This is a genomic window from Streptomyces sp. NPDC057137 (assembly GCF_042670825.1).
Taxonomy (GTDB): domain Bacteria; phylum Actinomycetota; class Actinomycetes; order Streptomycetales; family Streptomycetaceae; genus Streptomyces.
Genome location: NZ_JBHUUW010000053.1, coordinates 1 through 23,992, shown reverse-complemented (window position 1 = coordinate 23,992; position 23,992 = coordinate 1). Strand labels below are relative to the sequence as shown.

Annotated in this window: 20 protein-coding genes, 1 pseudogene and 1 riboswitch; of the genes and pseudogenes, 7 read left to right on the top strand and 14 right to left on the bottom strand. The window is 68.7% G+C overall.

Annotated features, from left to right (window positions below; genetic code table 11):
• Positions 1-44 precede the first annotated feature (44 nt).
• The 4 genes from ACFT9I_RS30590 to ACFT9I_RS30575 all read left to right on the top strand — a co-directional run bounded on the left by ACFT9I_RS30590 (position 45) and on the right by ACFT9I_RS30575 (position 4,247).
• A complete protein-coding gene (locus tag ACFT9I_RS30590) occupies positions 45-1,331 on the top strand; it encodes an HD-GYP domain-containing protein (protein WP_382569564.1) in 1,287 nt (428 codons plus the stop codon).
• A 104-nt stretch (positions 1,332-1,435) separates the two neighbouring features.
• Positions 1,436-2,440 (top strand): tetratricopeptide repeat protein, encoded by a 1,005-nt coding sequence (locus tag ACFT9I_RS30585; RefSeq protein ID WP_382569618.1) that lies wholly within the window; start codon positions 1,436-1,438, stop codon positions 2,438-2,440.
• A gap of 131 nt (positions 2,441-2,571) precedes the next feature.
• Positions 2,572-3,303 (top strand): peptide deformylase, encoded by a 732-nt coding sequence (def, locus tag ACFT9I_RS30580; protein ID WP_382569562.1) that lies wholly within the window; start codon positions 2,572-2,574, stop codon positions 3,301-3,303.
• A gap of 206 nt (positions 3,304-3,509) precedes the next feature.
• Positions 3,510-4,247 carry a D-Ala-D-Ala carboxypeptidase family metallohydrolase gene (locus ACFT9I_RS30575; protein WP_382569560.1) on the top strand — a complete coding sequence of 246 codons (738 nt, stop codon included), beginning with the start codon at positions 3,510-3,512 and terminating at the stop codon, positions 4,245-4,247.
• 24 nt (positions 4,248-4,271) lie between these two features.
• Here the strand turns inward: ACFT9I_RS30575 and ACFT9I_RS30570 are convergent, their stop codons facing one another.
• Positions 4,272-5,234: a GlxA family transcriptional regulator gene (locus tag ACFT9I_RS30570; protein ID WP_382569558.1), complete on the bottom strand. Its 963-nt coding sequence runs from the start codon at positions 5,232-5,234 to the stop codon at positions 4,272-4,274.
• Between the two features lie 81 nt (positions 5,235-5,315).
• Between ACFT9I_RS30570 and ACFT9I_RS30565 the strand changes: the two genes are divergently transcribed.
• Complete coding sequence (locus tag ACFT9I_RS30565; RefSeq protein WP_382569625.1) at positions 5,316-5,537, top strand: hypothetical protein; 222 nt, start codon at positions 5,316-5,318, stop codon at positions 5,535-5,537.
• Positions 5,538-5,559: 22 nt separating this feature from the next.
• On the opposite strand, the pseudogene ACFT9I_RS30560 reads toward ACFT9I_RS30565, so the two are convergent.
• The 4 genes and pseudogenes from ACFT9I_RS30560 to ACFT9I_RS30545 form a co-directional block, all read right to left on the bottom strand.
• A pseudogene (locus tag ACFT9I_RS30560) lies at positions 5,560-5,613 on the bottom strand (hypothetical protein); the annotation flags it as partial.
• A gap of 588 nt (positions 5,614-6,201) precedes the next feature.
• Positions 6,202-7,050 carry a helix-turn-helix domain-containing protein gene (locus ACFT9I_RS30555; RefSeq protein WP_382569556.1) on the bottom strand — a complete coding sequence of 283 codons (849 nt, stop codon included), beginning with the start codon at positions 7,048-7,050 and terminating at the stop codon, positions 6,202-6,204.
• A gap of 29 nt (positions 7,051-7,079) precedes the next feature.
• Entirely contained in the window at positions 7,080-7,601 is a 522-nt protein-coding gene (locus ACFT9I_RS30550; RefSeq protein WP_382569554.1) for a DUF6879 family protein, read from the bottom strand.
• On the bottom strand, positions 7,573-7,833 hold the full coding sequence (locus tag ACFT9I_RS30545; protein ID WP_382569616.1) for a hypothetical protein: 261 nt from the start codon (positions 7,831-7,833) through the stop codon (positions 7,573-7,575). The genes ACFT9I_RS30550 and ACFT9I_RS30545 overlap by 29 nt, the downstream gene beginning before the upstream one ends.
• Positions 7,834-8,367: 534 nt before the next feature.
• Here ACFT9I_RS30545 and ACFT9I_RS30540 point away from each other — a divergent pair.
• The gene (locus ACFT9I_RS30540; protein ID WP_382569552.1) at positions 8,368-8,751 is read left to right on the top strand and encodes an SH3 domain-containing protein; all 384 of its coding nucleotides are present in this window, start codon (positions 8,368-8,370) and stop codon (positions 8,749-8,751) included.
• Between the two features lie 125 nt (positions 8,752-8,876).
• Here ACFT9I_RS30540 and ACFT9I_RS30535 read toward each other — a convergent pair whose 3' ends face one another.
• The 9 genes from ACFT9I_RS30535 to ACFT9I_RS30495 all read right to left on the bottom strand — a co-directional run bounded on the left by ACFT9I_RS30535 (position 8,877) and on the right by ACFT9I_RS30495 (position 22,253).
• Positions 8,877-9,620: a transposase family protein gene (locus ACFT9I_RS30535; RefSeq protein ID WP_382569550.1), complete on the bottom strand. Its 744-nt coding sequence runs from the start codon at positions 9,618-9,620 to the stop codon at positions 8,877-8,879.
• A gap of 490 nt (positions 9,621-10,110) precedes the next feature.
• Positions 10,111-13,389, bottom strand: coding sequence for an RHS repeat-associated core domain-containing protein (locus ACFT9I_RS30530; RefSeq protein ID WP_382569548.1), 3,279 nt, complete (start codon positions 13,387-13,389; stop codon positions 10,111-10,113).
• A 382-nt stretch (positions 13,390-13,771) separates the two neighbouring features.
• A complete protein-coding gene (locus ACFT9I_RS30525) occupies positions 13,772-14,296 on the bottom strand; it encodes a GNAT family N-acetyltransferase (protein WP_382569546.1) in 525 nt (174 codons plus the stop codon).
• A 56-nt stretch (positions 14,297-14,352) separates the two neighbouring features.
• On the bottom strand, positions 14,353-15,378 hold the full coding sequence (locus ACFT9I_RS30520; RefSeq protein WP_382569544.1) for a ribonucleotide-diphosphate reductase subunit beta: 1,026 nt from the start codon (positions 15,376-15,378) through the stop codon (positions 14,353-14,355).
• Positions 15,378-17,819 carry a ribonucleoside-diphosphate reductase subunit alpha gene (locus ACFT9I_RS30515; protein WP_382569542.1) on the bottom strand — a complete coding sequence of 814 codons (2,442 nt, stop codon included), beginning with the start codon at positions 17,817-17,819 and terminating at the stop codon, positions 15,378-15,380. The genes ACFT9I_RS30520 and ACFT9I_RS30515 overlap by 1 nt, the downstream gene beginning before the upstream one ends.
• Before the next feature lie 147 nt (positions 17,820-17,966).
• Positions 17,967-18,098, bottom strand: a riboswitch (cobalamin riboswitch).
• A gap of 77 nt (positions 18,099-18,175) precedes the next feature.
• Positions 18,176-18,700, bottom strand: coding sequence for a GNAT family N-acetyltransferase (locus tag ACFT9I_RS30510; protein ID WP_382569540.1), 525 nt, complete (start codon positions 18,698-18,700; stop codon positions 18,176-18,178).
• Between the two features lie 98 nt (positions 18,701-18,798).
• Positions 18,799-19,002: a YbdD/YjiX family protein gene (locus ACFT9I_RS30505; RefSeq protein ID WP_382569614.1), complete on the bottom strand. Its 204-nt coding sequence runs from the start codon at positions 19,000-19,002 to the stop codon at positions 18,799-18,801.
• Between the two features lie 8 nt (positions 19,003-19,010).
• Entirely contained in the window at positions 19,011-21,233 is a 2,223-nt protein-coding gene (locus tag ACFT9I_RS30500; RefSeq protein ID WP_382569538.1) for a carbon starvation CstA family protein, read from the bottom strand.
• A gap of 255 nt (positions 21,234-21,488) precedes the next feature.
• Positions 21,489-22,253 (bottom strand): GntR family transcriptional regulator, encoded by a 765-nt coding sequence (locus ACFT9I_RS30495; protein ID WP_382569612.1) that lies wholly within the window; start codon positions 22,251-22,253, stop codon positions 21,489-21,491.
• A gap of 280 nt (positions 22,254-22,533) precedes the next feature.
• Here ACFT9I_RS30495 and ACFT9I_RS30490 point away from each other — a divergent pair, with 280 nt between their 5' ends.
• Positions 22,534-23,835: a sugar ABC transporter substrate-binding protein gene (locus tag ACFT9I_RS30490; protein WP_382569536.1), complete on the top strand. Its 1,302-nt coding sequence runs from the start codon at positions 22,534-22,536 to the stop codon at positions 23,833-23,835.
• The last annotated feature ends 157 nt before the right edge of the window (positions 23,836-23,992 follow it).

The window sequence follows — 23,992 nt, the reverse complement described above, 5'->3', positions numbered from 1 at the left end:
CCCGCCAGGGGTGTCGCAGGCCCCCGTACTCGCAGCGGGCGCCCGTGAACGCCCGTCCCGTCCGCCCGCCCCGTACCGCCCCCACCGTCGTCGCCGTCCACGGCGCCGCGCTCGTGCTCGCCGGGGCCGGTCTCGGGTGGACCCTCTGGCACGGGGTCACCGAGCCCCGTACCGCCCTCGCCTTCGGCGTTCTCATCACCCTCGGCGAACTCGTCCGCCGAGGCGCCCTCCCTGGCGAGCGCGAGCCCGCGCCCCTCGCGGCCGCCGGAGCCCTCGCGTACGCCCTGCTCGGGCAGAACGCCGGCCGGCCGGCCGAGCACGGTGTCCCGCAGACCGTCGCCGTCGTCGTCGCGGCCGTCCTCGTCGGAGCCGTACCGCAGCTCGCCCGCGGCCACGGCCCCGCGCGCGACCACGTGGCGCGCCGCGTGCTCACCGTCGGCTTCGCCGCCGTCTGCTTCCAGCCGTTCGTCGCCTCGGGCGAGTGGGGGAAGCAGGTCGGCGAAGGCCCGTACCACGCGCTTCTGCTCCTCCTCCTACTGATGCTGACCGCCCTGTGCGACGCCGTCCTCGCCGCGCTGATGCTGCGCGCCCGTACCCGCCACCCGTACGGTCCGCTGCTCCGCGACGAACTGCGCGCCCTGCTGGGCATCGGCTCGGCCGTCTGCGCGACCGGTGTGGTGATGGCCCTCGGCGTCGCCGTCGCGGGGCTGTGGGCACTGCCCGTCTTCTGTGTGCCGCTGCTGCTGACGCAGCTGTCGTTCCGGCGGTACGCGGCCGTCCGCACCGTCTACGGCCAGACCATCGCCTCGCTCGCCCGCGCCACCGAGATCGCCGGATACACCCGCCACGGCCACGCCCGCAGGGTCGCCGAGCTGAGCCGCGCTGTCGGCCGTGAGCTGGGGCTCTCCGGAGCCGAGCTGACCGTCCTGGAACACGCGGCGCTGATGCACGACATCGGCCAGCTGTCGCTCGTCGATCCCGTGCCCGACGGCGCCACCGCCCTGCTGCCGGTCACCGAGCAGCGGCGGATCGCGCTGCTCGGCGGGGCCGTCGTACGCCAGACCGGGGTCCCGTCGGCGGTCGCCGTCGTCGTGGAGCGGCAGGCCGATCCGTACCGCGAACAACCTCTGTCGGCCCGGATCGTCCGCGCCGTCAACGCGTACGACGATCTCACCGGAGCGGGCGCCGGCGGCCCCGGAGGGGCCACCGGGCCGCTCAGCGCCCTGGAGCGGCTGCGCCTCGGCACCGGCCACGACTACCAGCCCGAGGTGGTGGAATCTCTGGCGCGCGTCCTGTCACGCGGTGGTCTGACCCCTGGTCGGGCTGGGTAACCCATGGGTAAGGAGCGAGCGTCCGACCGGGCATGGTTGGATGCGAAGAGGAGTCCAAGAGGGTGTCCGGGGGCACAGACCCGAGCGACCGGCAGGCGGGAATCGTGAAGATCTTCGGGAAGGTACGGCATCGGCCCTCCGCCTCATGGCGGCAGGCCACCGACCGCGCGTTCACGCTGATCGGCGACGGACGGTACGAGGACGCGGGTGCGCTGCTCACCCGTGCGGCGGATCTGGAGCCCTGGCTCTCCGAGTCCTGGTTCAACCTGGCTCTGCTGCACAAGTTCCGGCACGACTGGGAGCAGGCGCGGGCCGCCGGGCTGCGCGCCGTCGCGCTGCTCGACAAGGAGACCGGGGCACCCGACTGGTGGAACGTCGGCATCGCGGCCACCGCGCTCCAGGACTGGCCGCTGGCCCGGCGGGCCTGGCAGGCGTACGGCCTCAAGGTGCCCGGCAATCAGTACGCGGCCGCGGCGACCGGTGAGCCGGTCGGTATGGACCTGGGCAGCGCGGCCGTCCGGCTCTCGCCCGAGGGCGAGGCCGAGGTCGTGTGGGGCCGCAGGCTCGACCCGGCCAGGATCGAGATCCTGTCCATCCCGCTGCCGTCCTCGGGCCGCCGCTGGGGCGAGGTCGTCCTGCACGACGGCGTACCGAACGGCGAGCGTACGACCGCCGCGGGGTCGAACGGCTCCGCGCGGGCCTTCCCGGTCTTCGACGAGATCGAGCTGTGGGCCCCGTCGCCCGTGCCGACCTGGGTGGTGCTGCTGGAGGCGGCGACCGAGTCCGACCGGGACGCCCTGGAGCGGCTCGCGGCCGACGCGGGCTTCGCCGCCGAGGACTGGTCGTCCTCCGTACGACTGCTCTGCCGGGCCTGCTCGGAGAGCCGGATGCCGAGCGCAGAGGGCGACGGCGAGCACCTCGACCCGCACGACCACAGCGAGCCGGGACATCCGGGGCCGCTCGGGCATCGTACGGAGGGCGAGCTGTGGGTCCCCGAGCGCGAGTGCGGGATAGCCGCGCCGCCCGGACTGGTCCGGGGTCTGCTCGACGGCTGGGTCGCCGACAGCCCGGACACACGTGAGTGGCGGGACCTCGAAGAGGTCTGCTGACGTCCTCCCCCGGAGGGGTATCTCGGGTATCGCGGGGGACAGTGCGACTGCGGGCCGTAGGCTGTACGGGCACATCGCGCAGGCAGCGGTGTAGAGGCAGCAGCGGGTACCGAGGAAGGCGTACTGCGGACATGGCGCAGCAGGAGACGGACCAGAAGACCGAGGGCGGGGCCTCCCAGGCGGAGCGGGGGGACGGGTTCGTCGCGGGCGCCAAGGGGAGCGCGGGCGGCGAGGCGATCCTGGAGCGCGAAGGGATCGTGGACGACGAGGGGTTCCTCGTCGACACCCAGGACGCGGAGGCGCGTGAGCTGGCGTACCGCGAGCGCGGCACGTCGCGCCCCATCACCGTCGTCGGCAATCCCGTTCTGCACAAGGAGTGCCAGGACGTCACCGCGTTCGACGACAAGCTCGCCGCGCTCGTCGACGACATGTTCGCGAGCCAGCGGACGGCGGAGGGCGTGGGCCTGGCCGCCAACCAGATCGGTGTGGACCTGAAGGTCTTCGTCTACGACTGCCCGGACGACGACGGCGTACGGCACGTGGGCGTCGTGTGCAACCCGGTGCTGGACGAACTCCCGCCGGAGGAGCGCAATCTGGAGGACGGCAACGAGGGATGCCTCTCCGTCCCCACGGCGTACGCGGAGCTGGCGCGGCCCGACTACGCGGTGGTCCGGGGCCAGGACGTCCAGGGCAAGCCGATCAAGGTGCGCGGCACGGGCTACTTCGCGCGCTGCCTTCAGCACGAGACGGATCATCTGTACGGATACCTGTACATCGACCGGCTCGGGAAGCGCGACCGCAAGGACGCGCTGCGGCAGATGGAAGAGGGCACGCCGCGCTACGAGACCGTGCCGAACGCCTGAGTCCGCATGATGGTTTCGCGGCCCCGTTCCGGATCTCCGGGAGCGGGGCCGACGGCGTTCTGCGCGGGATGAGCGGTATGGCTCGCGCCGCCATTGGTCCGACAAGTGGCCCTGGTCGGGGACGGGTTGACGCGCGTCGACCTGTGCGCCACTCTCTGCCGTACATCTTGCCTCGCCGTACATCTCGCCTCGAATCTGGAGACCCGATGCTCCGACGTACCGCACGAATCCTGCTCAGCCTTGTCATGACCCTGTCGTTCGCCTGGGCGGGCTCGGTGGTCACCGCCGGCACGGCGCAGGCCGACGGTTGCTACACCTGGTCCGGCACCCTCTCCCAGGGGTCCAGCGGCGCCGCCGTGACCCAGCTCCAGATCCGGGTGGCCGGCCACGCCGGCAACGGCGCCGTACTCGGTATCGACGGCGCGTACGGACCGGCGACCGCCGCGGCGGTCAAGCGCTTCCAGTCCGCGTACGGGCTGGCCGCCGACGGTGTCGCCGGCCCCGCCACCTTCAACAAGATCTACGAGCTGCAGGACAACGACTGCACGCCGATCCACTTCACCTACGCCGAGCTGAACACCTGCAACTCCGACTGGTCGGGCGGCGCGGTGAGCGCGGCGACCGCCAAGTCCAACGCCCTGCGCACCATGTGGAAGCTGGAGGCGATGCGGCACGCGATGGGCGACCAGCCGCTCCGGATCACCAGCGGATTCCGCTCGAACGCGTGCAACGCGGCGGTCGGCGGGGCCAGCGGCAGCCGTCATCTGTACGGTGACGCCGCCGACATCGGGTCCGGACCGCACACCCTGTGCGGCCTGGCCCAGAACGCGCGGAACCACGGCTTCAACGGCATCCTCGGCCCGGGGTACCCCGGTCACGACGACCACGCGCACGTCGACCACCGCTCGGGCCGCTTCTGGTCGGCGCCGAGCTGCGGTATCTAGGACCTGCTCAGGTGTACGGGGGCCTCACGCGACGCGCGTGGGGCCCCTGAACGTACGCCGGTAGCCGTTCGGGGTCGTCCCGAGCGTACGCAGGAAGTGGTGCCGCAGCCCCGCCGCGTTCCCGAAGCCGGACCGGCCGGCGATCGCGTCCACCGTCTCGTCCGTGCCCTCCAGCAACTCCTGTGCCAGCAGCACACGTTGACGCAGCAGCCAGCGGTACGGGGTGGTGCCCGTCTCCTGCTGGAAACGGCGCGCGAAGGTGCGGGGTGACATATGGGCGCGCTCCGCGAGCTGTTCGACGGTCATCTCGCTGTCCAGATGCCGCTCCATCCAGGCGAGGACCCCGCCCACCGTGTCGCACGCGACGGGCAGCGGACGCTCGATGAACTGCGCCTGCCCGCCGTCGCGGTGCGGCGGCACCACCATGCGCCGGGCGAGCGCGTTGGCGACCTCGGGGCCGTGCTCCTGGCGTATGACATGGAGGCAGGCGTCGATGCCGGCGGACGTACCGGCGGACGTGACGATCGGGCCGTCGTCCACGTACAGCACGTCGGGCTGCACGTCGGCCAGCGGGTAGGCCTTGGCCAGCTCGGCGGAGTGCATCCAGTGGATGGCACAACGGCGCCCGTCGAGCAGCCCGGCGGCGCCGAGGGTGAACACGCCGGAGCACACGCTGAGCACGCGCGCGCCCCGGTCCACGGCCCGGCGCAGCGCGTCCAGCAGCTCGGGCGGATAGTCCCGTACGACGTACTCGTCCCCGGCCGGCACGCAGATCAGATCGGCCTCCTCCAGCCGTTCGAGACCCTGGAGCGCGGAGATGGTGAATCCCGCGTGCGTACGGAGGACGGGGCCCTCGGCCGAGACGACGGCGAAGTCGTAGACCGGCAGGCCCTGCGCGCTGCGGTCGAGGCCGAAGACCTCGCAGAGCACGCCGAGTTCGAAGGGATGGACTCCGTCGAGCAGGACGACCGCCACGTTTTTCAGCATGGCAGCAGTGTGGCAGTAATTCGATGGTTCATGACAGTCCTGCCACTGCTCTTTCTGCCGTGGAACGACGACAGTGGAGACATGAACACAATCGGTGGTTACCTCGTCGTACTGGCCCTTTTCGGTCTTCTCGCCCTTCCCGGCCTCATCGGCTACGCCAAGGACCGCGCCATCGACCGCCAACTGCGGCGCGCGGAGCACCTGGACGGCGCGCCGGAGCCGCCCGCCGGCCGGTCACCGACGTATGCACCAGCGCGGCGGCTGCGGCACCGACCGCGTACCACAGCAGGTCAGGCGCATTGAACGTCGACCCGAGCACGAGCCGCACGACCACACTCCGCTCGGCCGGCCCGGCGGTCACCCCGCTGAGCTGAAGCACCTCGACGGCGCAACTGAACCCGAACGCGGCGGCGCCGGCCACGGCGGGCCGCACGCGGGGCGATCAGGGGGACGAGGGCGTACACGAGGACGGTGTACAGCGCGACCCCGCCGTACTTGGCGACGTCCCCGCCGGCGACAGCCCTGATCCCGAGCCCGGCGACCACGGTCCCGACGGCGACTGCCGCGGCCACCAGCCGCGTACGCGCACGAACCCCCATGTCGCCCATGGCGGGCAGCCTATGTGGGCCGGTGGGGGTGGGCGGCGGGTGGCCTCCGCTCGACTGTCACGGGGCGGTTGGGCCGGAGGCGCCTGCGTCCTCGGTTACTTGCCGCCCTCGCCGCCCTGAGGCTGCGGGTCGCGCGGGGCCTCGGGCGGCATGGGGCCGCCGTCGTGCTTGCCGCCATCTCCCTTGTCGAGCCGGGGGCGGCTGCCTATGACAGGAAGGTAGAACTCAATTCGACCGACCCCCAAGGAGATTGCGTGATTTTGCGGCAGACCCGGGAGGGCGCGTCTGCCGAACAGCCCCGTCACGCAATCCCGTGCAATGCGGTGGACCGGGCAAACGCTTACGGCTACCGTCTCAATTCATCGGAGACTGCGTACGGCGTCGGAGATGAGCGTGCGCGCCGAGGCGCCGAAGACGGCGGACTTGGTCAACTCGCCGAAAGCCTTTATGTAGTCGTGGGCTTCGCCAGGAGCTGTCACATTGATCTCGGCCGTCAGGGTCTCCACGTTTACCAGCCTGTTGTCGAACAGGTAGAACGCCTCCAGAGGCCATATCGTGCGTTCTGCCGACGCGGGAATGATTCCGAGCGAGACGGAAGGCAGTGCGGATACCGTGAGGAGATGGCCGAGTTGGCCGGCCATTTCCTCGGCGCTCCCCACCCGGTATCGGAGGACCGTTTCCTCAAGGAGGATCGCGAAGGTGTGCCCTCCCTGGTACAGCACGCGGGCCCGTTCCATCCGAGAGGCGACGGCCGCTGTCACGTCGTCGGGTGTGCCTTGGAACTTCGTGATCATCGACATGAGGGCACCGGCATACGGCGGTGTCTGCAGGATGCCCGGAACAACATTCGAGCAGTAGATCCGAAAGGCCCGCGTCCGCTCGTACAACGGCAGAAGCTCAACCTGTGCCCTGCGCATTCCCGCGCGATGGCGGCGCCTCCACTGGATGTACATCGACTCTGCGGTTCGACCGGCGGCAATCAGATCCGCAGCTTGTTCCTCGGCGCCACACGCGGCACACCAGGCCCGGATATCGGCATCCGATGCGCCTGTCTTGGCACTCTCTATCCGCGACGTCTTCGATTCGCTCCAGCCGCACCGCGCACCAAGTTCCCGCCCAGTGAGCCCAGCGTCCTTACGTAGCTCGCCCAGACGCTCGGCCAGGGCCTTGCGGGCGGCCTGAGCTGTGGAGAGAGGAGACGTGGACATGAGAGCCGACCACCGCGCGTTTCTCTGTTTCAGACCGTGAAATCGGCGTGGGGGACGCCGCGTTCCCACACGGACTCGAATGAGGAAACGCAGAAGTTTGCGACACTCGGCTCCTCAGTGAAGTCCGTACGAATCCATTGTCCGAGACCATCGAAGATGTTGAACTGGACCAGCCGCCCGTCGAAGATCCACAGATCATTTCCCGGCAGGGCGAGGGATGACGCCCGGTCCCTCGGCAACCACCGAACCTGTTCGCCGGCGTCGATGTTCATCTGAGTGCCCGCGTGCTCGTAGCGGATGTAGTCGGACACCCGCACTGACACCACCCGCGCGCGGCGCATCACGACACCTCGGGAAGTCGCCTCATTGACGAGGCCGAGCCAAGACTGTCGGTCGGCGCGCTCCAGATCCTCACTCCAGTCTCCGCGCCGGAACGCCGCGAAGTTGTCAGCCTCGTTGTCCACACCGTACGAGTCCCGCAACTCCAGGTGCACGGCGGAGCGATGTACGCCCGCAAGGATCTCAGCGAAGCTCTCCACGCTCTGCGACATCACACGCCTCCCTCAGGATCGACACCATGCGGGCTGGGATCCGCACCACGGCCTCATGGGCCGGAATCCCCGTCGCGTGGCCCTGGATCTCGAACCCGGCGCATTCCTTCTCGGTCTGCCCGCCGGCCCGCCACCCCTGGATGACCAGATCGTCCGTCTCCGGGTCGACCCAGACCGTTGGAGAGCCGTTACCGCCGGTGTTGGGGTCGATTCCGATGAATCGTAAAGTCATGGTGACCTCACTTCGCATGGCCGGGGTCGTCGACAGTACGAGTTCCATGAGATGTCCCTCAACGAACTTGCAGGGTCTTGCAGGTGGACGTCGCGGGAACGGCTTCGGTTAACGGACACCATCGAGGACGGCCACGAGGTCCTCCAGAGTCTCGACGAACGCCCCGACCGGGATCTCCACCGCGAAGATCCCGCCCGCCTGCTCAGGAGGTTCGCCCCAGAACTGCAGCGTGATCGTCCCATCGGGTGACGGTCCGTGAAGCGAAACGCGCGAGGCCCCCGGGCTGTTGACCAAGATGTCTGACGTCTCAATTACGTTGATTCAGCGTCTGACGGACTACCCAACCGGAACGGGCCACTTCCCCCGTTCCGGTTGGGTAGTTCTCGTGTATCAGGCGGCTGATTTCGCCCCGATGGCGCTAACGTCGTGCGCGGCTCCGGTGTCTTTGAACGGTGACACCGCTCGGCCGGTCCGGGCCTGCTCCTACGTACGTGTTCCGCACCCAGAACCGACGACGCAAGGGGAATCGATTCCATGACCGTCACAGCAGCACGCCGCATCATGTCACCGCGTCGCTCCGCCGCCCGCACGGTGGCCGTGGCGGCCCTGTCCGCCGCCGCGCTCCTCGGCGGCGGTCTCACGGCCCAGGCCGCCGCACCCGCCCGCACGACGGGCGCGGCCGTGGAGCTCGCGCCGGCCGGCGTGCTCGCCACCAAGTGCTACTACAGGGTCAACGCCAACGGCGGTCTGCAGATCCGCAGCGGTCCAGGCACCGGCTACTCGGTCGTCGGGTCCTACGCCAACGGCTCCACGATCCTCGCGTCGGCGTCCACCACCAACGGCTTCCGCAACGTGGGCACCAACCGCTGGGTCTCCTCGGCGTACACAGTCCGCATCACCAGCTATCCCTGCGAGTAACAGGGACCCGCGCCGAGGACCGTTCCCCAGCCCTTCAACGGGCCGCCGGCCGCCAGAAATCCCTTCGGCGGCCAGCGGCCTGTCCGCTGCCTCCGACCGGCCTCCGAATTCATCACTGAGCTTCTTCAGCGTTGCAGCTCCAGTGTGAGGACGGCCTTGGCGATTGACGTCATGCGGTTGGGACTGCATCGGGACCTTCGGAAGATCCGCCAGGACTTCAGGCGGGCGACGCCGCGTTCGACGGGTGCCCGTGTGGCGGCCAGGGCACGGTTGCGGGTCTTCTCGGTGGGGGTCAGTTCCTGCAGGGGCCTGCGTTTGATGCCCGTGGTCAGCCACGGACCGGCGCCCTGGTAGGCGAGATCGGCCACGGTGGGAACGCCCTGGCGCTCGCAGATGCGGATGATCCGGTGGGTGCGGGCGGCGGTCAGGTCGTGAGTGCGGCCCGGCAGGGCGGGCGAGAGCCACAGCAGCCGGCCGCCGGGATCGGTGACGACCTGCACGTTCACGCCGTGGCGCCGGTGCTTGTGGGAGTAGTCGGCCCGGCCGACCCGGTCGCACTCGGCGACGGTTCCGTCGAGCAGGACGAAGTCGGGATCATGCTCGCGCAGCGTCCTCAGCAGACCCGGCGCACGCGCGGCGAGCAGGTCAACGACCGCGCTGATGTAGGCATGGGCGGTGGACTCGCTGATCCCGAACCCGGCGGCGATCTTCGCCAAAGTGGTGTGCTCGCGCAGATACACCAGTGCCACCATCGCGCGCTGGGACGGACGGAGCTTGCAGCGCCGGTCGCCCTCACGGGTCACGATCAGCATGGTGACCCACTTCACGAGTTCCTGCGGCAGGTCGATTGCGGCAGGATGGACGACCAACGAGGCCCCCGAGCAACGTAATTGAGACGTCAGACATCTTGATCAACAGCGCGGGGGCCTCGCTCGTTTCGCTTCACGGACCGTCACCCGATCGGTGGCCACATCGAAGAAGCTCAGTGATCGTTCGGCGGGTCGACGATTATGAATTGCGATCTTCGATATGTCGTAGGCATCAAATGCCTTCGTCATTCGTACGTGGCTATGCGCGTTCACTTGGACGCCGCAGCCCGTGCGGGCTGTCAGGGAATCTCTGGCAGCCCGCACGTGGTGAACTACTGGCCGATTCGTTCACACGCCCATCTCAGCGCTCGTTATTTTCGGAGTCGGGCGAGAAGAAGAACCAAACCGCCAAGCGCTGTCACCGCCAGCCCTACAGTGATCAGTACGACGCTTACTCGTTCTCCAGTTGCTCCTGCGATCACGAAACCAATGGCGACCAGTGCCAGCATCACTCCGACCACGGTGAGCTGTCTGGTGCGTCCGGGGCTCATCAGAAGGCATTCGTGAAGAACTCGTACGATGCCCCTGCGGAGCCGATCGCAGTTCCTGCAGCAACGATTGTGGGCGCGCACCCGACGACGGTTACACATGCCGGGGCAGTGCCGACAGCCGCGATTACGGAACCCACACCCACTACGGCAGCCCCGACACCGCCGAGGAAAGCACCGAGGGAAAACAGGCCGGTGGGGTCGGTGTTGTTGATGGGGTCGCCGTTGGCGTAGAGGTAGGGGTTGGTGTCCTGGCCGGAGGGGTCGGGCTGGGTGAAGCGGCCCATGCTCGGGTCGTAGTAGCGGGCGCCCATTTTGTAGAGGCCGGTGGGGTCGGCGTAGCGGTAGGGCTGGACGACGGTTTCGGTCGGGGTGGTGCGGGGTGTGCCGGTGGGGCTGTAGGCGTAGGTGTGCGTGCGGGTGCCGGTGTTGTTGACGAGGCCGAGGACGTTGCCGGTCGCGTCGGTGAGGTAGTAGTAGCTCTTGCCCCCGGTTCGCATGGAGTTCAGGGTGCCCGCAGGTTCGCGGATGAATCCCGTGTCCGAGCTTCCCGTGGTGGTACCGCTCAGGCCGAGCGCGGTGGAGTGGAACCAGGTGCCGGCGAGCTTGGTCCGCTCGTCGTTCGTGGTGCCCGCGTGGACGAGGTCGCGGGCGGTGGTCGCGGTGGTGATGTTCGTCAACTGGCCGTGGTCGGAGAAGGTTTCACCGGTGCGCGCGGTGCCCGACGCCGGGTCGGCGGCGGTCTCGTTGCCCGCCAGGTCGTAGGACCAGCCGGTGGTGGAGCCGCCCCGGGCGGTGAGCTGGGAGGCGTCGTTGTAGGTGTAGGTCGGGGTGGCGGGGCAGGTGGTGGCCGTGCCACTGGTGGTGCTGGTCATGTTGCCGGCCTTGTCGAAGCAGTACAGCCACGACGCTGTACGCACCCCGGCGGTATCCGTCTCCTTGGCGTAGGTGAGGCGTTCCTGCGCGTCGTAGGTGTACGCGGTGGTCCGCGCGGCGGCCTTGTCGGTGCGGGTACGGATCTTCGTGCCGTCCGTCGCGCCGCCGGTGCCGTACCCGTACGTGTACGCGAGGTCGATGAGCGTGGTGGTGCCGGAGGTCGCCTTGGTCGCGGTGGGGCGGCCGGAGTTGTCCAGCGTCACGCTCTGCGTGGTGCCGCCCGGGTAGGTGGTCTTGGTGCGTCTGTCGTTGTCGTTGTAGGCGTAGATGGTGGTCTTGTCGGCGGGGTCCTTCAGCTCGGTGAGGCGCCCGGCGATGTCCCAGGTGTATTCGGTCTTGCCGTTGGGGTCGGTGTAGTGGTCGACCTCGCCGCCGGGTGTGTAGGCGAGGGCGGTCTGGGCGCCGTTCTGGAGGGTGCGGACGCTTTCGCGGTTCAGGGCGTCGAAGTCCCAGCGCGTGGTGCCCGACGCGTCCGTGCGGGAGGTCTGGTTGCCGTCACCGTCCCATGTGTACGTGACTGTCGAGTTGGTCGAGGACACTTCGGTGACGCGGTCGCGGGAGTCGTAGGTGTATACGCTCTTGATGCCCCGGCCGTCGGTGACGGTCTCCGGGCGGCCCAGCCCGTCGTAGGTGTAGAGGACTTCGCCCAGCGGCGACGGCGGCTGCACCTTCCGCAAGTCGCCCTTGGTGTCGTACGTGAACGCGGTTGTCCTGCCGTTGAGGTCCTTCGCCGTGCAGCGCTGGCCCTCGAAGCCGCCGCACGTCGGGGTCGCCTTGTTGTAGGTGTAGCTGCGGCTGCCGCCCGCCGCGCCGGATGTCGCCACGGAGAGGGTGTTTCCGGAGGTGTCGTAGCTGAAGGTGTCCTTCTTGCCGTCCGCCGCGCTGAAGTCCTTCGGCAGATCGGTGCCCGCAATCGTCTGATACGCGGATACGGCGGCGGTCGCGCCAGTGGGGAGCTTGGCGGAAGAGGGGTTGTTGCGGGTGTCGTAGCCGTAGGCGGTGACGTTGCCGCCCGTGCCCGTGCCCATCGCGTCGGTCGCCGTCTGGAGATTGCGATTCTGGTAGGTGCGTGAGCGGTTCTTCAGGCGCGGGTCGGTGACCTTGGTGATTTCACCGTCCGCGTTGTGGGTGTGAACGGTCTCGTCGCCGTCCGGGTCCTTCACGGTCGTCGTCCCCGCCGCGGCGGGTGAGCCTGCGGAGTGGGCGTACGTCCAGGTCGGGCCGTCCGCCCGCTTCACGGAGGTGACACGGTTCTGCGCGTCGTAGGTGAACGCGGTCACTTTGCCCTCGGGAGTGGTGACCTTCGTGACGCGCCGCGAGGAGTCGTACGCGAGGTGCGTGGCCTTGCCCGCCGTGTCGGTGGTCTTGACCAGGTCCCCGACGGAGTTGAGGTCGAAGACGGCGGTTCGGCCGGTGTGGTCCTTGGCCTGCCACTGCGAGGCGTTGGTCTTGACCAGGTCGACCGAGCGTCCCGAGCGGGTCTCGGCGAGCTTGAAGCCCTTGTGCTCGTCGCCCTCGTCGTGCTGGGTGACGGTGATCGTGCCGTTGTTGCGGTCGGTGACCTTCGTCAGCGTGCCGTGCTCACTGTAGGTGTCCTTCGACCCCGACTTGCGATCGGTGAGGGTGTACGTCCCGTCGGTGTTCTTCTTCAGGTCCTCCGAGTACCCGGTCGGCGTGGTGAACGTCCCGTCCGTCTTCTTCACGAACCGCACCGCCGCCCCGGTCGCGTCATACACGACGACTTCGGTGTCCGAGATCTGCGCGTAGCGCTCCCACCCCTGCCACCAGCGCTGGGAGACCTTGCCGTACGGGGCGTCCAGCGAGTTGTACGTACGCGCCAGTTGAAGACTCTGCCCCACCCCGGCGACGTCGAACTCGGTGCCGGCGAGCATCAGGTTCCCGTTCGACAGGTCGACGCGCGCCACCAACGAATCCGATAGCCGGGTGTCGGAGAGCTGATGCCACGGCACCTGACCCTGCCCTTCAACCACCGTCTCGGTCGCGGCAGCAGCCCGTGAAGCCGGCGCACCCGAGGCGACACCACGGTCGGGCAGAGTGCGCGCCGTGTCCTGCGCCTCGTACCAGGCGGAACGTTCCTGCGACGGCTCCGCCGCCGACAGGGAAGTCGGCGCCCTCGTCGAACCGGTCCGCACCGGCGGGGCCTTCACCTCACCCGGCGTCGTCCATGCCGTCTCGGGTTCCGGTAACTCCACCTTCGGGTCCGGCGCGGCGAACGCCGGCAGTGACGCGGCGGCCAGCGAGACGGCGGCGAAGGCCGCGGTCAGGGCGTATCGGGTGGATCTGCGGGCACGCCGAAACGGCGTGCCCGAAGCACGTGAATGCATCAACTTCCCCCCACGGAAAGCCTGAAGCAGCAACCCCAACGGTCACCGCGCCACCACAAACTGTCACGCCTCCTCCACGGGACACGACCTCTTTCGGCACCAAAAACACAAAGACCCCCACAAACAAGCCGAACTTATGCCCTGATTAATGCGAAATGCTGCCGCTGCGTAGCAACTTCACCAAGTGGGCAGCTCTGGGCGCACTGTATTTTTTGGCCGAAAAGCGACAGCAAACCTATTTGTTCACTCGCCTTATGAACGCTAAACGGTCAAGGTCGGTCAAAGAACCGCCCAGGGGGAAGCGACATGGCCCGCCATGACCCGACCCGCCTACGGCCGAGCCGCCTGAAGGCGACGGTCGCAAGACCCCGTACAGCCGCCGTCAGTACGAGTCGCCGCGCCGTACCTCCCACGTCCGCAGCCGCACGCTGCGGCCCTCGCTCTCGCGGACGACCGGGGGCTCGTCCGTCAGTTGGAAGCCCGTCCGGCGCGCCACCGCCGCGCTCGGCGCGTTGTCCGGCTCTATCCGGAGCACCGCGCGGTGGACCCTTGCGTCGTGGAAGGCGTGGGGAAGCATCAGGCGGACCGCTCGGGACGCCAGGCCCCGGCCGCGGTGCGGGGCGCCGATTCCGTAGGCGAGTTCGACCTGGGTGCCGTCTTCCGACGCCGCGAACAGCAGCACCTCGCCCAGGGGAGTGTGGCCGTCCGTCGTGATGGCGAGTTGGAGCGCCTGGCCCGAGGCGCGGCGTTCGTGGGCGCGGAGCAGATACGCGCGCGCCGCCGCCTCGTCGAACGGCGAAGAGAGCGGTGTCCAGCGGTCCATCTCGGGCTCGTCGAAGAGCGTGGACAGAGCCGGGACGTCCGCCTCGGTCCATTCGCGGAGTTGAAGACCCTCGTGAGAGAACATGGGGGCATCGTGCACGAGCCCCGTGGGGCGTTCCACGGGGCTCGGGCACAGTTCTGCTAGAAGTCGTCGTCGAAGCCGACCGTGCCCTCCACCGCCACCTGGTACGCCGACGGGCGGCGCTCGAAGAAGTTCGTCAGCTCCTGGACGCCTTGCAGCTCCATGAACGAGAACGGGTTCTCGGAGCCGTACACCGGCGCGAAGCCCAGGCGCTGGAGGCGCTGGTCCGCGACGCACTGGAGGTACTCGCGCATCGACTCCGTGTTCATGCCCGGCAGGCCCTCGCCGCACAGGTCGCGGCCGAACTGGAGTTCCGCCTCGACCGCCTCCTTCAGCATGTCCGTGACCTGCTGCTGGAGTTCGTCGTCGAAGAGTTCCGGCTCCTCCTTACGGACGGTGTCCACGACCTCGAAGGCGAAGTTCATGTGCATCGTCTCGTCGCGGAACACCCAGTTGGTGCCGGTGGCGAGCCCGTGCAGCAGGCCGCGCGAGCGGAACCAGTAGACGTACGCGAACGCTCCGTAGAAGAACAGGCCCTCGATACAGGCCGCGAAGCAGATCAGGTTCAGCAGGAAGCGGCGCCGGTCCGACTTGGACTCCAGGCGGTCGATCTTCTCGACCGAGTCCATCCACTTGAAGCAGAACTGCGCCTTCTCGCGGATCGACGGGATCTCCTCGACCGCGTCGAACGCCGCCGCGCGGTCCGCCGGGTCGGGGAGATAGGTGTCGAGCAGCGTCAAGTAGAACTGGACGTGCACGGCCTCCTCGAAGAGCTGGCGCGAGAGGTAGAGCCGCGCCTCGGGGGAGTTGATGTGCTTGTAGAGCGTCAGCACCAGGTTGTTCGAGACGATCGAGTCGCCCGTCGCGAAGAACGCGACCAGCCGGCCGATCATGTGCTGCTCGCCGGGGGAGAGCTTGGCGAGGTCGGTGACGTCGGAGTGGAGGTCGACCTCCTCCACCGTCCAGGTGTTCTTGATCGCGTCGCGGTAGCGCTCGTAGAAGTCCGGGTAGCGCATGGGACGCAGGGTCAGTTCGAAGCCCGGGTCGAGCAGGTTCTTCTCTACGGCAGGGGTGGTGGAACTCATTACTGGCAGGCCTCGCAGGACTCGGGGTTTTCCAGGGAGCAGGCGATCGTGTCGGCGTCCGGCGTCAGCTGCAGGGGTACGGCCGGGGCCGGCACGGCCGCCGCCACCGGCTGCGACTTCGCCGCGCGGGCGATCCGCGTCGCCGGGCGGGACCGAAGGTAGTACGTGGTCTTGAGCCCCTTCTTCCAGGCGTACGCGTACATCGAGCTGAGCTTCCCGATGGTCGGCGTCTCCAGGAACAGGTTCAGCGACTGGCTCTGGTCGAGGAACGGGGTGCGCGCCGCCGCCATGTCGATCAGGCCGCGCTGCGGGATCTCCCACGCCGTGCGGTACAGCTCGCGCACATCGGCCGGGATCCAACTGAAGCCCGCCACCGAGCCGTTGGACTCGCGCAGCGCCTCGCGGGACTGCGCGTCCCACACGCCGAGGCGCTTCAGCTCCGCCACCAGATAGGCGTTGACCTGGAGGAACTCACCCGACAGCGTCTCGCGCTTGAAGAGGTTGGAGACCTGCGGCTCGATGCACTCGTACACCCCGGCGATCGACGCGATGGTGGCCGTCGGCGCGATGGCGAGCAGCAGGGAGTTGCGCATACCGGTCTTCGCGACCCGCGCGCGCAACGCGTCCCACCGCTCGGGCCAGTTGAGCGCCACGTCGTAGTGGTCCGGGTGCAGCACGCCGCGCGCGGCGCGGGTCTGCGACCAGGCCGGCAGCGGGCCCTCGCGTTCGGCGAGGTCGCAGGACGCCTCGTACGCGGCGAGCATGATCCGCTCGGCGATACGGGTGGAGAGCGCGGCGGCCTCGGCGGAGTCGAACGGCAGCCGCTTCTTGAAGAAGACGTCCTGGAGGCCCATCACGCCCAGGCCCACGGGGCGCCACTTGGCGTTGGAGCGGCCGGCCTGCTCGGTCGGGTAGAAGTTGATGTCCACGACCCGGTCGAGGAAGGTCACGGCGGTGCGGACGCTCTCGTCCAGCCGCTCCCAGTCCAGCTCCCAGCCCTCGCCCTCGCCGCTCTCCGTGACAAACGCGCCGATGTTGACCGAGCCGAGGTTGCAGACGGCCGTCTCGCCGTCGTCCGTGACCTCCAGGATCTCGGTGCAGAGGTTCGAGGAGTGCACGACGGTGCCGGGCTCGGCGGTCTGGTTCGCCGTACGGTTCGACGCGTCCTTGAAGGTCATCCAGCCGTTGCCGGTCTGCGCCAGGGTGCGCATCATGCGGCCGTACAGCTCACGCGCCGGGATGGTCCGGCGGGCCTTGCCCGCCGCCTCGGCGGCGCGGTACGCCGCGTCGAAGTCGTCGCCCCACAGGTCGACCAGCTCGGGCACGTCGGAGGGGGAGAACAGCGACCAGTCGCCGTCCGTGTCGACCCGGCGCATGAACTCGTCGGGGATCCAGTGCGCGAGGTTCAGATTGTGCGTACGGCGGGCCTCCTCGCCGGTGTTGTCGCGCAGCTCCAGGAACTCCTCGATGTCCGCGTGCCAGGTCTCCAGGTAGACGCAGGCCGCGCCCTTGCGCCGGCCGCCCTGGTTGACGGCGGCGACGGAGGAGTCGAGCGTCCGCAGGAACGGCACGATGCCGTTGGAGTGCCCGTTCGTCCCCCGGATCAATGAACCGCGGGCGCGGATACGGGAGTACGAGAGGCCGATGCCGCCGGCGTGCTTCGAGAGACGGGCCACCTGGTGGTAGCGGTCGTAGATCGAGTCCAGCTCGTCCAGCGGGGAGTCCAGCAGATAGCAGGACGACATCTGGGGGTGGCGGGTGCCGGAGTTGAAGAGGGTGGGGGAGGAGGGGAGGTAGTCGAGCCGGCTCATCAGGCCGTACAGCGCGGCGACTTCGTCCACGGCGGCCGGGGAGTCGTCCTTGGCCAGGCCGGACGCGACGCGCAGCATGAAGTACTGCGGCGTCTCGATGACATCGCGGGTGATCGGGTGCCGGAGCAGATAGCGGCTGAAGAGGGTACGCAGGCCGAAGTAGCCGAAGCGGTCGTCGCCGGCGGGGTCGATCAGCGCGTCGAGCCGGGCTGCGTGGCGCGTGACGAACGCGGCCGTACGGTCGGCGATCAGGCCCTCCGCTTGGCCCACGGCGACCGAGGAGGAGAACGAGAGAGCGCCCTGGCCGGCGGCCTCGTCCGCGATGGTGCGGGTGAGGAGGCGGGCGGCGAGCCGGGAGTAGGCGGGGTCCTCGGAGATGAGCCCGGCGGCGGCCTCGGTGGCGAGTTCACGCAACTCGGCCTCGTCCGACGCGGCGTTACGGCCCCGGAGCGCGGCCGCGGCGACCTTGCCGGGGTCCGTGTCGGTCAGGTCGGCGGTGAGGTCCGTGAGGAGCCGCAGAAGGCTCGTCCCGGGCCCGTCGGCCTGCCGGTCGGCGGGTACGGCCGGAACGGCCGTACCCCGTCCCCGCTCGGAGATCGCTGAAGCCGGATCGGCTGGCGCGATGGTCACGTGGTGCTCTCCCTCGCTCGGCTCTGGGCCACGGGGGAGGGGCACGGCGGCGCACGCCCGCGTACGCCGGCCCGGAAGCGGGCAGCGCGCGGTGCGGCGTCCACCGGCCCAACCTCGAGGCCCGGACGTCTCGGCATCCGGATCGGTCGAGCCGGATGCGCCGTCGGCAGGTGCTCGGACTCGCGGGCGCGCAAAGCGCACCACAGCACACCGTTGCGGGACAGTTCCGGATTTCCACCGGATTCTCCTGCGGCGACAACAGACTTGAGCATACATGTGGGGCCCGTTGGGAGCGGCACCCCCCACATGTTGTGTCGCGGGTGTTCGGCCTTGCCCTGAATCGGCCCCGAAACGCCTTAGATTTCCAGGCTGTACGTGAGCAGGGACAGCCCCGGGATGGGCGACCAGTCGCGTTCCGGGGTCCGTACGAAGCCCAGGCGCTCATAGATCCGGTGCGCGCCCAGCATCGACTTCTGCGTGGACAGCCGCACCCGTACGCACCCCTCGGTGGCCCGCGCACGCTCCACACACGCCCGCACCAGCGCCCCGCCGACACCCCGTCCCCGGGCGGCCGGCGCGACGGCCAGCATGCGGAATTCGGCTTCCCCGTCCCCGGCCAGATCGGCCCACGCGGACGGGCCGGAGACGTGGGCCACCCCACCGAGCACGCCCCCGTCCGCGTCGACGGCCACGAGCACCTCGGCCCCGGCGGCCCGCGCCGCGACGTCCCGCAGGGTCGCCAGATAGGGGTCGTCCTCCCCGAAGTCCAGCAGCCCGTCGTCCAGATAGGCCCGCGCGGTTATCTCCCCGAGCACGTCGTACTCGGCGGTCTCGGCCGCCCTGATGGTGAAGTCGGCCTCCGGCCGTGTCGTCTGATCCATCCGTGCAGTGTGCGACACGGCGCGAACCCGGTGCGTCCCCGCCCCCGCACGTCGAAGGGCCGTCGTACCCCATCGGGATACGACGGCCCCTCACGCGCTCAGCAGCAGCGGAACCCTTCCCTCGGGTCCGCCTCTCTCGCGTCCATCCGGTCGCGTTCGAACGCGCGGCGGGTCTTGATCTGTGCCGTCGGGTCGCAGGCGCGGGTGTGGGCCACGTAGTGGTCGTACGCCGACTCGCCCGTCAACTCACGTACGTACCAACGGATCCGGCCCACCGCGTGCCGTACCTTCGCCGCCGAGATCGCCGACGTCATGACGGATCCGCCCCGGAGGACGCCCCCGCCCCGGCCCTCGTCGATGCCTCGGCCGCCGCCAGCTCCGCCTTCTCCTCCTTCGTCGGGATCAGGCCCGCCGGTGCGACCAGTTCCGACTTCACGTACGGCGTCTCCGACAGCTTCACGCTCTCCGGGTGGCGGATCGCCTTGTAGCAGACCCGCGCCGCGTCGGCGATGACCACGAGGATCAGGATCGCGAAGACCGCCGAAAGGACGCCGTCCACCGTCGAGTTGGTGACGACCGTGTGCATGTCGTCCATCGTCTTCGCCGGCGGGATCACCTCGCCCTTGTCGATGCCTGCCTGGTAGACGTCGCGCTGGGTGAAGAAGCCGACCCTCGGGTCGTCGGAGAAGATCTTCTGCCAGCTCGCGGTGAGGGTGACCGCCGCGTCCCAGGCGAGCGGAACTCCCGTCACCCAGGCCCATTTGAGCCGCCCGGACTTCACCAGCAGCGTCGTGCACACGGCGAGTGCCACCGCCGCCAGGAGCTGGTTCGCGATGCCGAACAGCGGGAAGAGCTGGTTGATGCCGCCCAGCGGGTCGTGCACGCCGACCCAGAGGAAGTAGCCCCACGCGCCGACGACCACGGCGCTGGCGAACCAGACGCCCGGCTTCCAACTGACCTGGCGCATGGGCTTGTAGACGTTGCCGAGCATGTCCTGGAGCATGAAGCGCCCGACGCGCGTTCCCGCGTCCACCGTCGTGAGGATGAACAGCGCCTCGAACATGATGGCGAAGTGGTACCAGAACGCCTTCATCCCCGCGCCGCCGACGACGGACGAGAAGATGTCCGACATGCCGAGCGCGAAGGTCGGCGCGCCGCCCGTACGGGACAGCAGGCTGGCCTCCTCGACGTCCTTCGCCGCCTGGGCGAGCTGGTCCGGCGAGATGGTGAAGCCGAGGTTGGCGACCGCCTGCGAGGCGGACTCGACCGTGCCGCCGATGACTCCGGCGGGGGAGTTGACCGCGAAGTACAGACCCGGGTCGATGATGCACGCCGTGATCATCGCCATGATCGCGACGAACGACTCGGTGAGCATCGCGCCGTACCCGATCATCCGGATCTGGGTCTCCTTCTGCACCATCTTCGGCGTGGTGCCCGAGGAGACCAGTGCGTGGAAACCGGACAGCGCGCCGCACGCGATGGTGATGAAGACGAACGGGAACATCGAACCGGCGAAGACCGGACCGTCACCCCGGCTCGCGAACTCCGTGACCGCGTCCATCTTCATCGTCGGCAGCGCGACGACGACACCGACCGCCAGCAGCGCGATCGTGCCGACCTTCATGAAGGTCGACAGATAGTCGCGCGGCGCCAGCAGCATCCAGACCGGCAGAACGGAGGCGAGGAAGCCGTACACGATCATCCAGATGACCAGCGTGCCGGCCTCCAGCGTGAACGTGTCCGCGAGCGAGGACTCGGCGACCCAGCCGCCGGCCACGATCGCGAGCAGCAGCAGCGCCACGCCGATGAGCGAGACCTCGCTGACCTTGCCCGGCCGCAGCACCCGTAGGTACACGCCCATGAAGAGGGCGATCGGGATGGTCATCGCGATGGAGAAGACACCCCACGGCGAGTCGGCCAGCGCGTTGACGATGACCAGTGCCAGCACGGCCAGCAGGATGATCATGATGAGGAAGACCGCGATGAGCGCGGCGGCGCCGCCGAACGGGCCTATCTCGTCACGGGCGATCTGGCCGAGCGAGCGGCCGTCGCGGCGCGTGGAGAAGAAGAGCGTGACCATGTCCTGGACCGCGCCCGCGAAGATGACGCCCGCGACGATCCAGATCGTGCCCGGCAGATAGCCCATCTGGGCGGCCAGCACCGGCCCGACGAGCGGTCCCGCGCCCGCGACGGCCGCGAAGTGGTGCCCGAACAGCACGCGCCGGTCGGTGGGGTGGAAGTCGACACCGTTGTCGAGGCGCTCGGCGGGTGTGGCCCGCGTCTTGTCGACCTTCAGCACGCGCCGTGCGATGAATCTGGAGTAGAAGCGGTACGCGATCGCGTACGAACCGAGTGCCGCCGCGAGCATCCAGGCGGCGGAGATCTCCTCACCGCGCGACAGCGCGAGGACGCCCCAGCCGACCGCGCCCACCAGGGCGACGAGCGCCCAGATCACCATCGACTTCGGCGTCAGGCGCCCGGATGATTCCTGTCCCGATTCCTGTGTGGAACTCGGCTGTGCCGGCTCTGGCATGGCGAGTCGTCCCCTCACTGGTCACCTGCTGAAACTCGCAGGAAATCTAAGGGAACGTCTCGGCATGCGTCACCCCCCGTCCGCATATCGGTACGGCAACGGTGTGTCTGCCGTACTCCTGCGTCGGGTCCTCAACAGGCCGTCTGACGTGGGGCTTTGTCGTACTCGGTGCGTTTCGTCCAGGCTCGGTCCGGCGGCCTGCGCGGCTCTCGGTCGGTAGGCCTGCGTGGCTCTTGGTCGGTGGGCCTACGCGGCTCAGTCGGTCGGCCTGCGCAGCCGCGCCACGAACTTGTACCGGTCGCCCCGGTACACCGACCGCACCCACTCCACCGGCTCCCCGGCGGTGTCGATCGAATGGCGCGACAGCATCAGCATGGGCAGGCCCACATCCGTACCGAGCAGCCCCGCCTCGCGCGGTGTCGCCAGCGACGTCTCGATCGTCTCCTCGGCCTCCGCCAGGTGCACGCCGTACACCTCGGCCAACGCCGTGTAGAGGGACGTGTACTTGACGAGCGAACGGCGCAGCGCGGGGAAGCGTTTGGCCGAAAGGTGTGTGGTCTCGATCGCCATCGGCTCGCCGCTCGCCAGGCGCAGCCGCTCGATGCGCAGCACACGCCCGCCCGTGGTGATGTCGAGCAGCCCGGCGAGCGTGTCGTCGGCGGTGACGTAGCCGATGTCGAGAAGTTGCGAGGTCGGCTCCAGGCCCTGCGCGCGCATGTCCTCGGTGTACGAGGTGAGCTGGAGCGCCTGCGAGACCTTGGGCTTGGCCACGAACGTGCCCTTGCCCTGGATCCGCTCCAGCCGGCCCTCGACGACCAGCTCCTGGAGCGCCTGGCGCACCGTGGTGCGCGAGGTGTCGAATTCGGCCGCCAGCGTGCGCTCCGGCGGTACGGGCGTGCCCGGGGGCAGCGTCTCCGTCATGTCGAGCAAGTGTCGCTTCAGCCGGTAGTACTTGGGCACGCGTGCGGTACGGGTCGCCGCCCCGTTCTCGGGCTCGGTGCCGCCCCCGTCCGTGGCCATGGTCTGCCTTCCCGACTCCTGCGCTGCTGCCGTCACCGGCTCCTCCGTCTGTTGCGGCTCACATGGTGGCACGGTCCGGTCGCGGGTCGTCTCCCCGATCCAGGTGTCGGTCCGATAACGGACACGACAGCCCTCTTATACACCCTTGACACCCCTAAAGGTCTAGGCCAAGCTCCCCGTACTGGTCTAAACCATTAAAGACCAGGTCCCAGCCCCGGTGGTACTCGTCGTAAGTCAGCGCGGTGGGGAGGGGGTTGCAGGAATCCCTGAGGAGGGTGGCGTGAAGCGCAAGCTCATCGCGGCGATCGGCGTCGCGGGCATGATGTTCTCGGTCGCGGCGTGCGGATCCGACGACAGCAATTCGGCGAAGGACCCGAAGGACCGTAAGGACACAGTCACCGTCTGGCTGATGGTGGACGCGCAGAGCACCTGGCCGGAACTGGTCAAGGACGTCAACGCGCAGTTCAAGGAGAAGTACCCGAACGTCAAGGTCAATGTCCAGTACCAGCAGTGGGCGGACAAGGCCAAGAAGCTCGACACCGCACTCGGTGGCGACAAGTTCCCGGACGTCGTCGAGCTCGGCAACACCGAGACGATGCAGTACATCCTCAACGGCGCGGTCGCCGAGGTCGATCCCAAGAAGTACGACAACTCGGACACCTGGATCCAGGGCCTGAAGGACACCTGCACCTTCGAGGGCAAGCAGTACTGCGTGCCGTACTACGCCGGTGCGCGCGTGGCGATCTACAACACGGACATGCTCAAGAAGGGCGCCGGCCTCGACACGCTGCCGGAGACCGAGGACGAGATGCTCGCGGCGATGGACAAGGTCGCCAAGGAGCTCGGCAAGACCGACAAGCGCGCCTCCAGCCTCTACCTGCCGGGTCGTTACTGGTACGCCGCCATGTCCTACGTCGCCGCGTACGACGGCAAGATCGCCACGTACGACGAGGGCGCGAAGGAGTGGAAGGGCTCGCTCTCCTCGCCCGAGTCGCAGAAGGGCATCCAGCACTTCATCGACCTGGTCAAGAAGTACAACAAGGCCGACCTGACCAAGGACGAGCAGGACCACGCCAATGTGATGGCCAACGAGAAGGCGGCCCTCATCTACGGCAACGGCTGGGAGTCGGGCTCCGTCATCGACGGCAAGAACAACGGCAACCCGAAGCTCGAGGGCAAGATCCTCACCGCGGGAATGCCCGGCCCGAACGGCAAGGCGCTGCCCTCCTTCATCGGCGGCTCCGACCTGGCGATCACCAGCAAGTCCAAGGTGCAGGACCTGGCCGAGGACTGGGTCTCGATGTTCACCAGCGAGAAGTCCATGGAGGTTCTCGCCGGCAAGAACATCCTCCCGAACAACGAGAAGCAGCTGGAGCCGCTGAAGGCGAAGCCGGAGACGGCCGCGATCGCCAACGCGGTGCCCGACGCGTGGTTCACCCCGATCGCGCCCGGCTGGACCTCCATCGAGAAGGAGGAGGTCCTGCAGAACATGCTCCTGTCGATCCTCAAGGGTGACTCGGTGGCCGACGCGACGAAGGTCGCCGACTCGAAGATCAACGAACTGATCAACGAAGAGTCCTGACCCCAGGGTCCTCAAGACACGAGCCCTGACCCAAGGCTCTTGACCCAAGGTCCTGAGCGCCAGGGCCTCCGGCGCCCCCGCCCCCGGAGGCCCGTCGGCTCAACGGCGGGCGGGCGGGGGGGCCGGGCACCCCGGGCCCCCCCCCCCCCCCCCCAGG

Bases quoted from the DNA above. Each gene is read 5' to 3' on its own strand.
- ACFT9I_RS30530 (WP_382569548.1), bottom strand. From the start codon at position 13,389: ATGCATTCACGTGCTTCGGGCACGCCGTTTCGGCGTGCCCGCAGATCC.
- ACFT9I_RS30520 (WP_382569544.1), bottom strand. From the start codon at position 15,378: ATGAGTTCCACCACCCCTGCCGTAGAGAAGAACCTGCTCGACCCGGGC.
- ACFT9I_RS30525 (WP_382569546.1), bottom strand. From the start codon at position 14,296: ATGTTCTCTCACGAGGGTCTTCAACTCCGCGAATGGACCGAGGCGGAC.
- ACFT9I_RS30495 (WP_382569612.1), bottom strand. From the start codon at position 22,253: ATGGCCACGGACGGGGGCGGCACCGAGCCCGAGAACGGGGCGGCGACC.
- ACFT9I_RS30500 (WP_382569538.1), bottom strand. From the start codon at position 21,233: ATGCCAGAGCCGGCACAGCCGAGTTCCACACAGGAATCGGGACAGGAA.
- ACFT9I_RS30540 (WP_382569552.1), top strand. From the start codon at position 8,368: ATGACCGTCACAGCAGCACGCCGCATCATGTCACCGCGTCGCTCCGCC.
- ACFT9I_RS30555 (WP_382569556.1), bottom strand. From the start codon at position 7,050: ATGTCCACGTCTCCTCTCTCCACAGCTCAGGCCGCCCGCAAGGCCCTG.
- ACFT9I_RS30565 (WP_382569625.1), top strand. From the start codon at position 5,316: ATGAACACAATCGGTGGTTACCTCGTCGTACTGGCCCTTTTCGGTCTT.
- ACFT9I_RS30510 (WP_382569540.1), bottom strand. From the start codon at position 18,700: ATGGATCAGACGACACGGCCGGAGGCCGACTTCACCATCAGGGCGGCC.
- ACFT9I_RS30545 (WP_382569616.1), bottom strand. From the start codon at position 7,833: ATGACTTTACGATTCATCGGAATCGACCCCAACACCGGCGGTAACGGC.
- ACFT9I_RS30570 (WP_382569558.1), bottom strand. From the start codon at position 5,234: ATGCTGAAAAACGTGGCGGTCGTCCTGCTCGACGGAGTCCATCCCTTC.
- def (WP_382569562.1), top strand. From the start codon at position 2,572: ATGGCGCAGCAGGAGACGGACCAGAAGACCGAGGGCGGGGCCTCCCAG.
- ACFT9I_RS30575 (WP_382569560.1), top strand. From the start codon at position 3,510: ATGCTCCGACGTACCGCACGAATCCTGCTCAGCCTTGTCATGACCCTG.
- ACFT9I_RS30550 (WP_382569554.1), bottom strand. From the start codon at position 7,601: ATGTCGCAGAGCGTGGAGAGCTTCGCTGAGATCCTTGCGGGCGTACAT.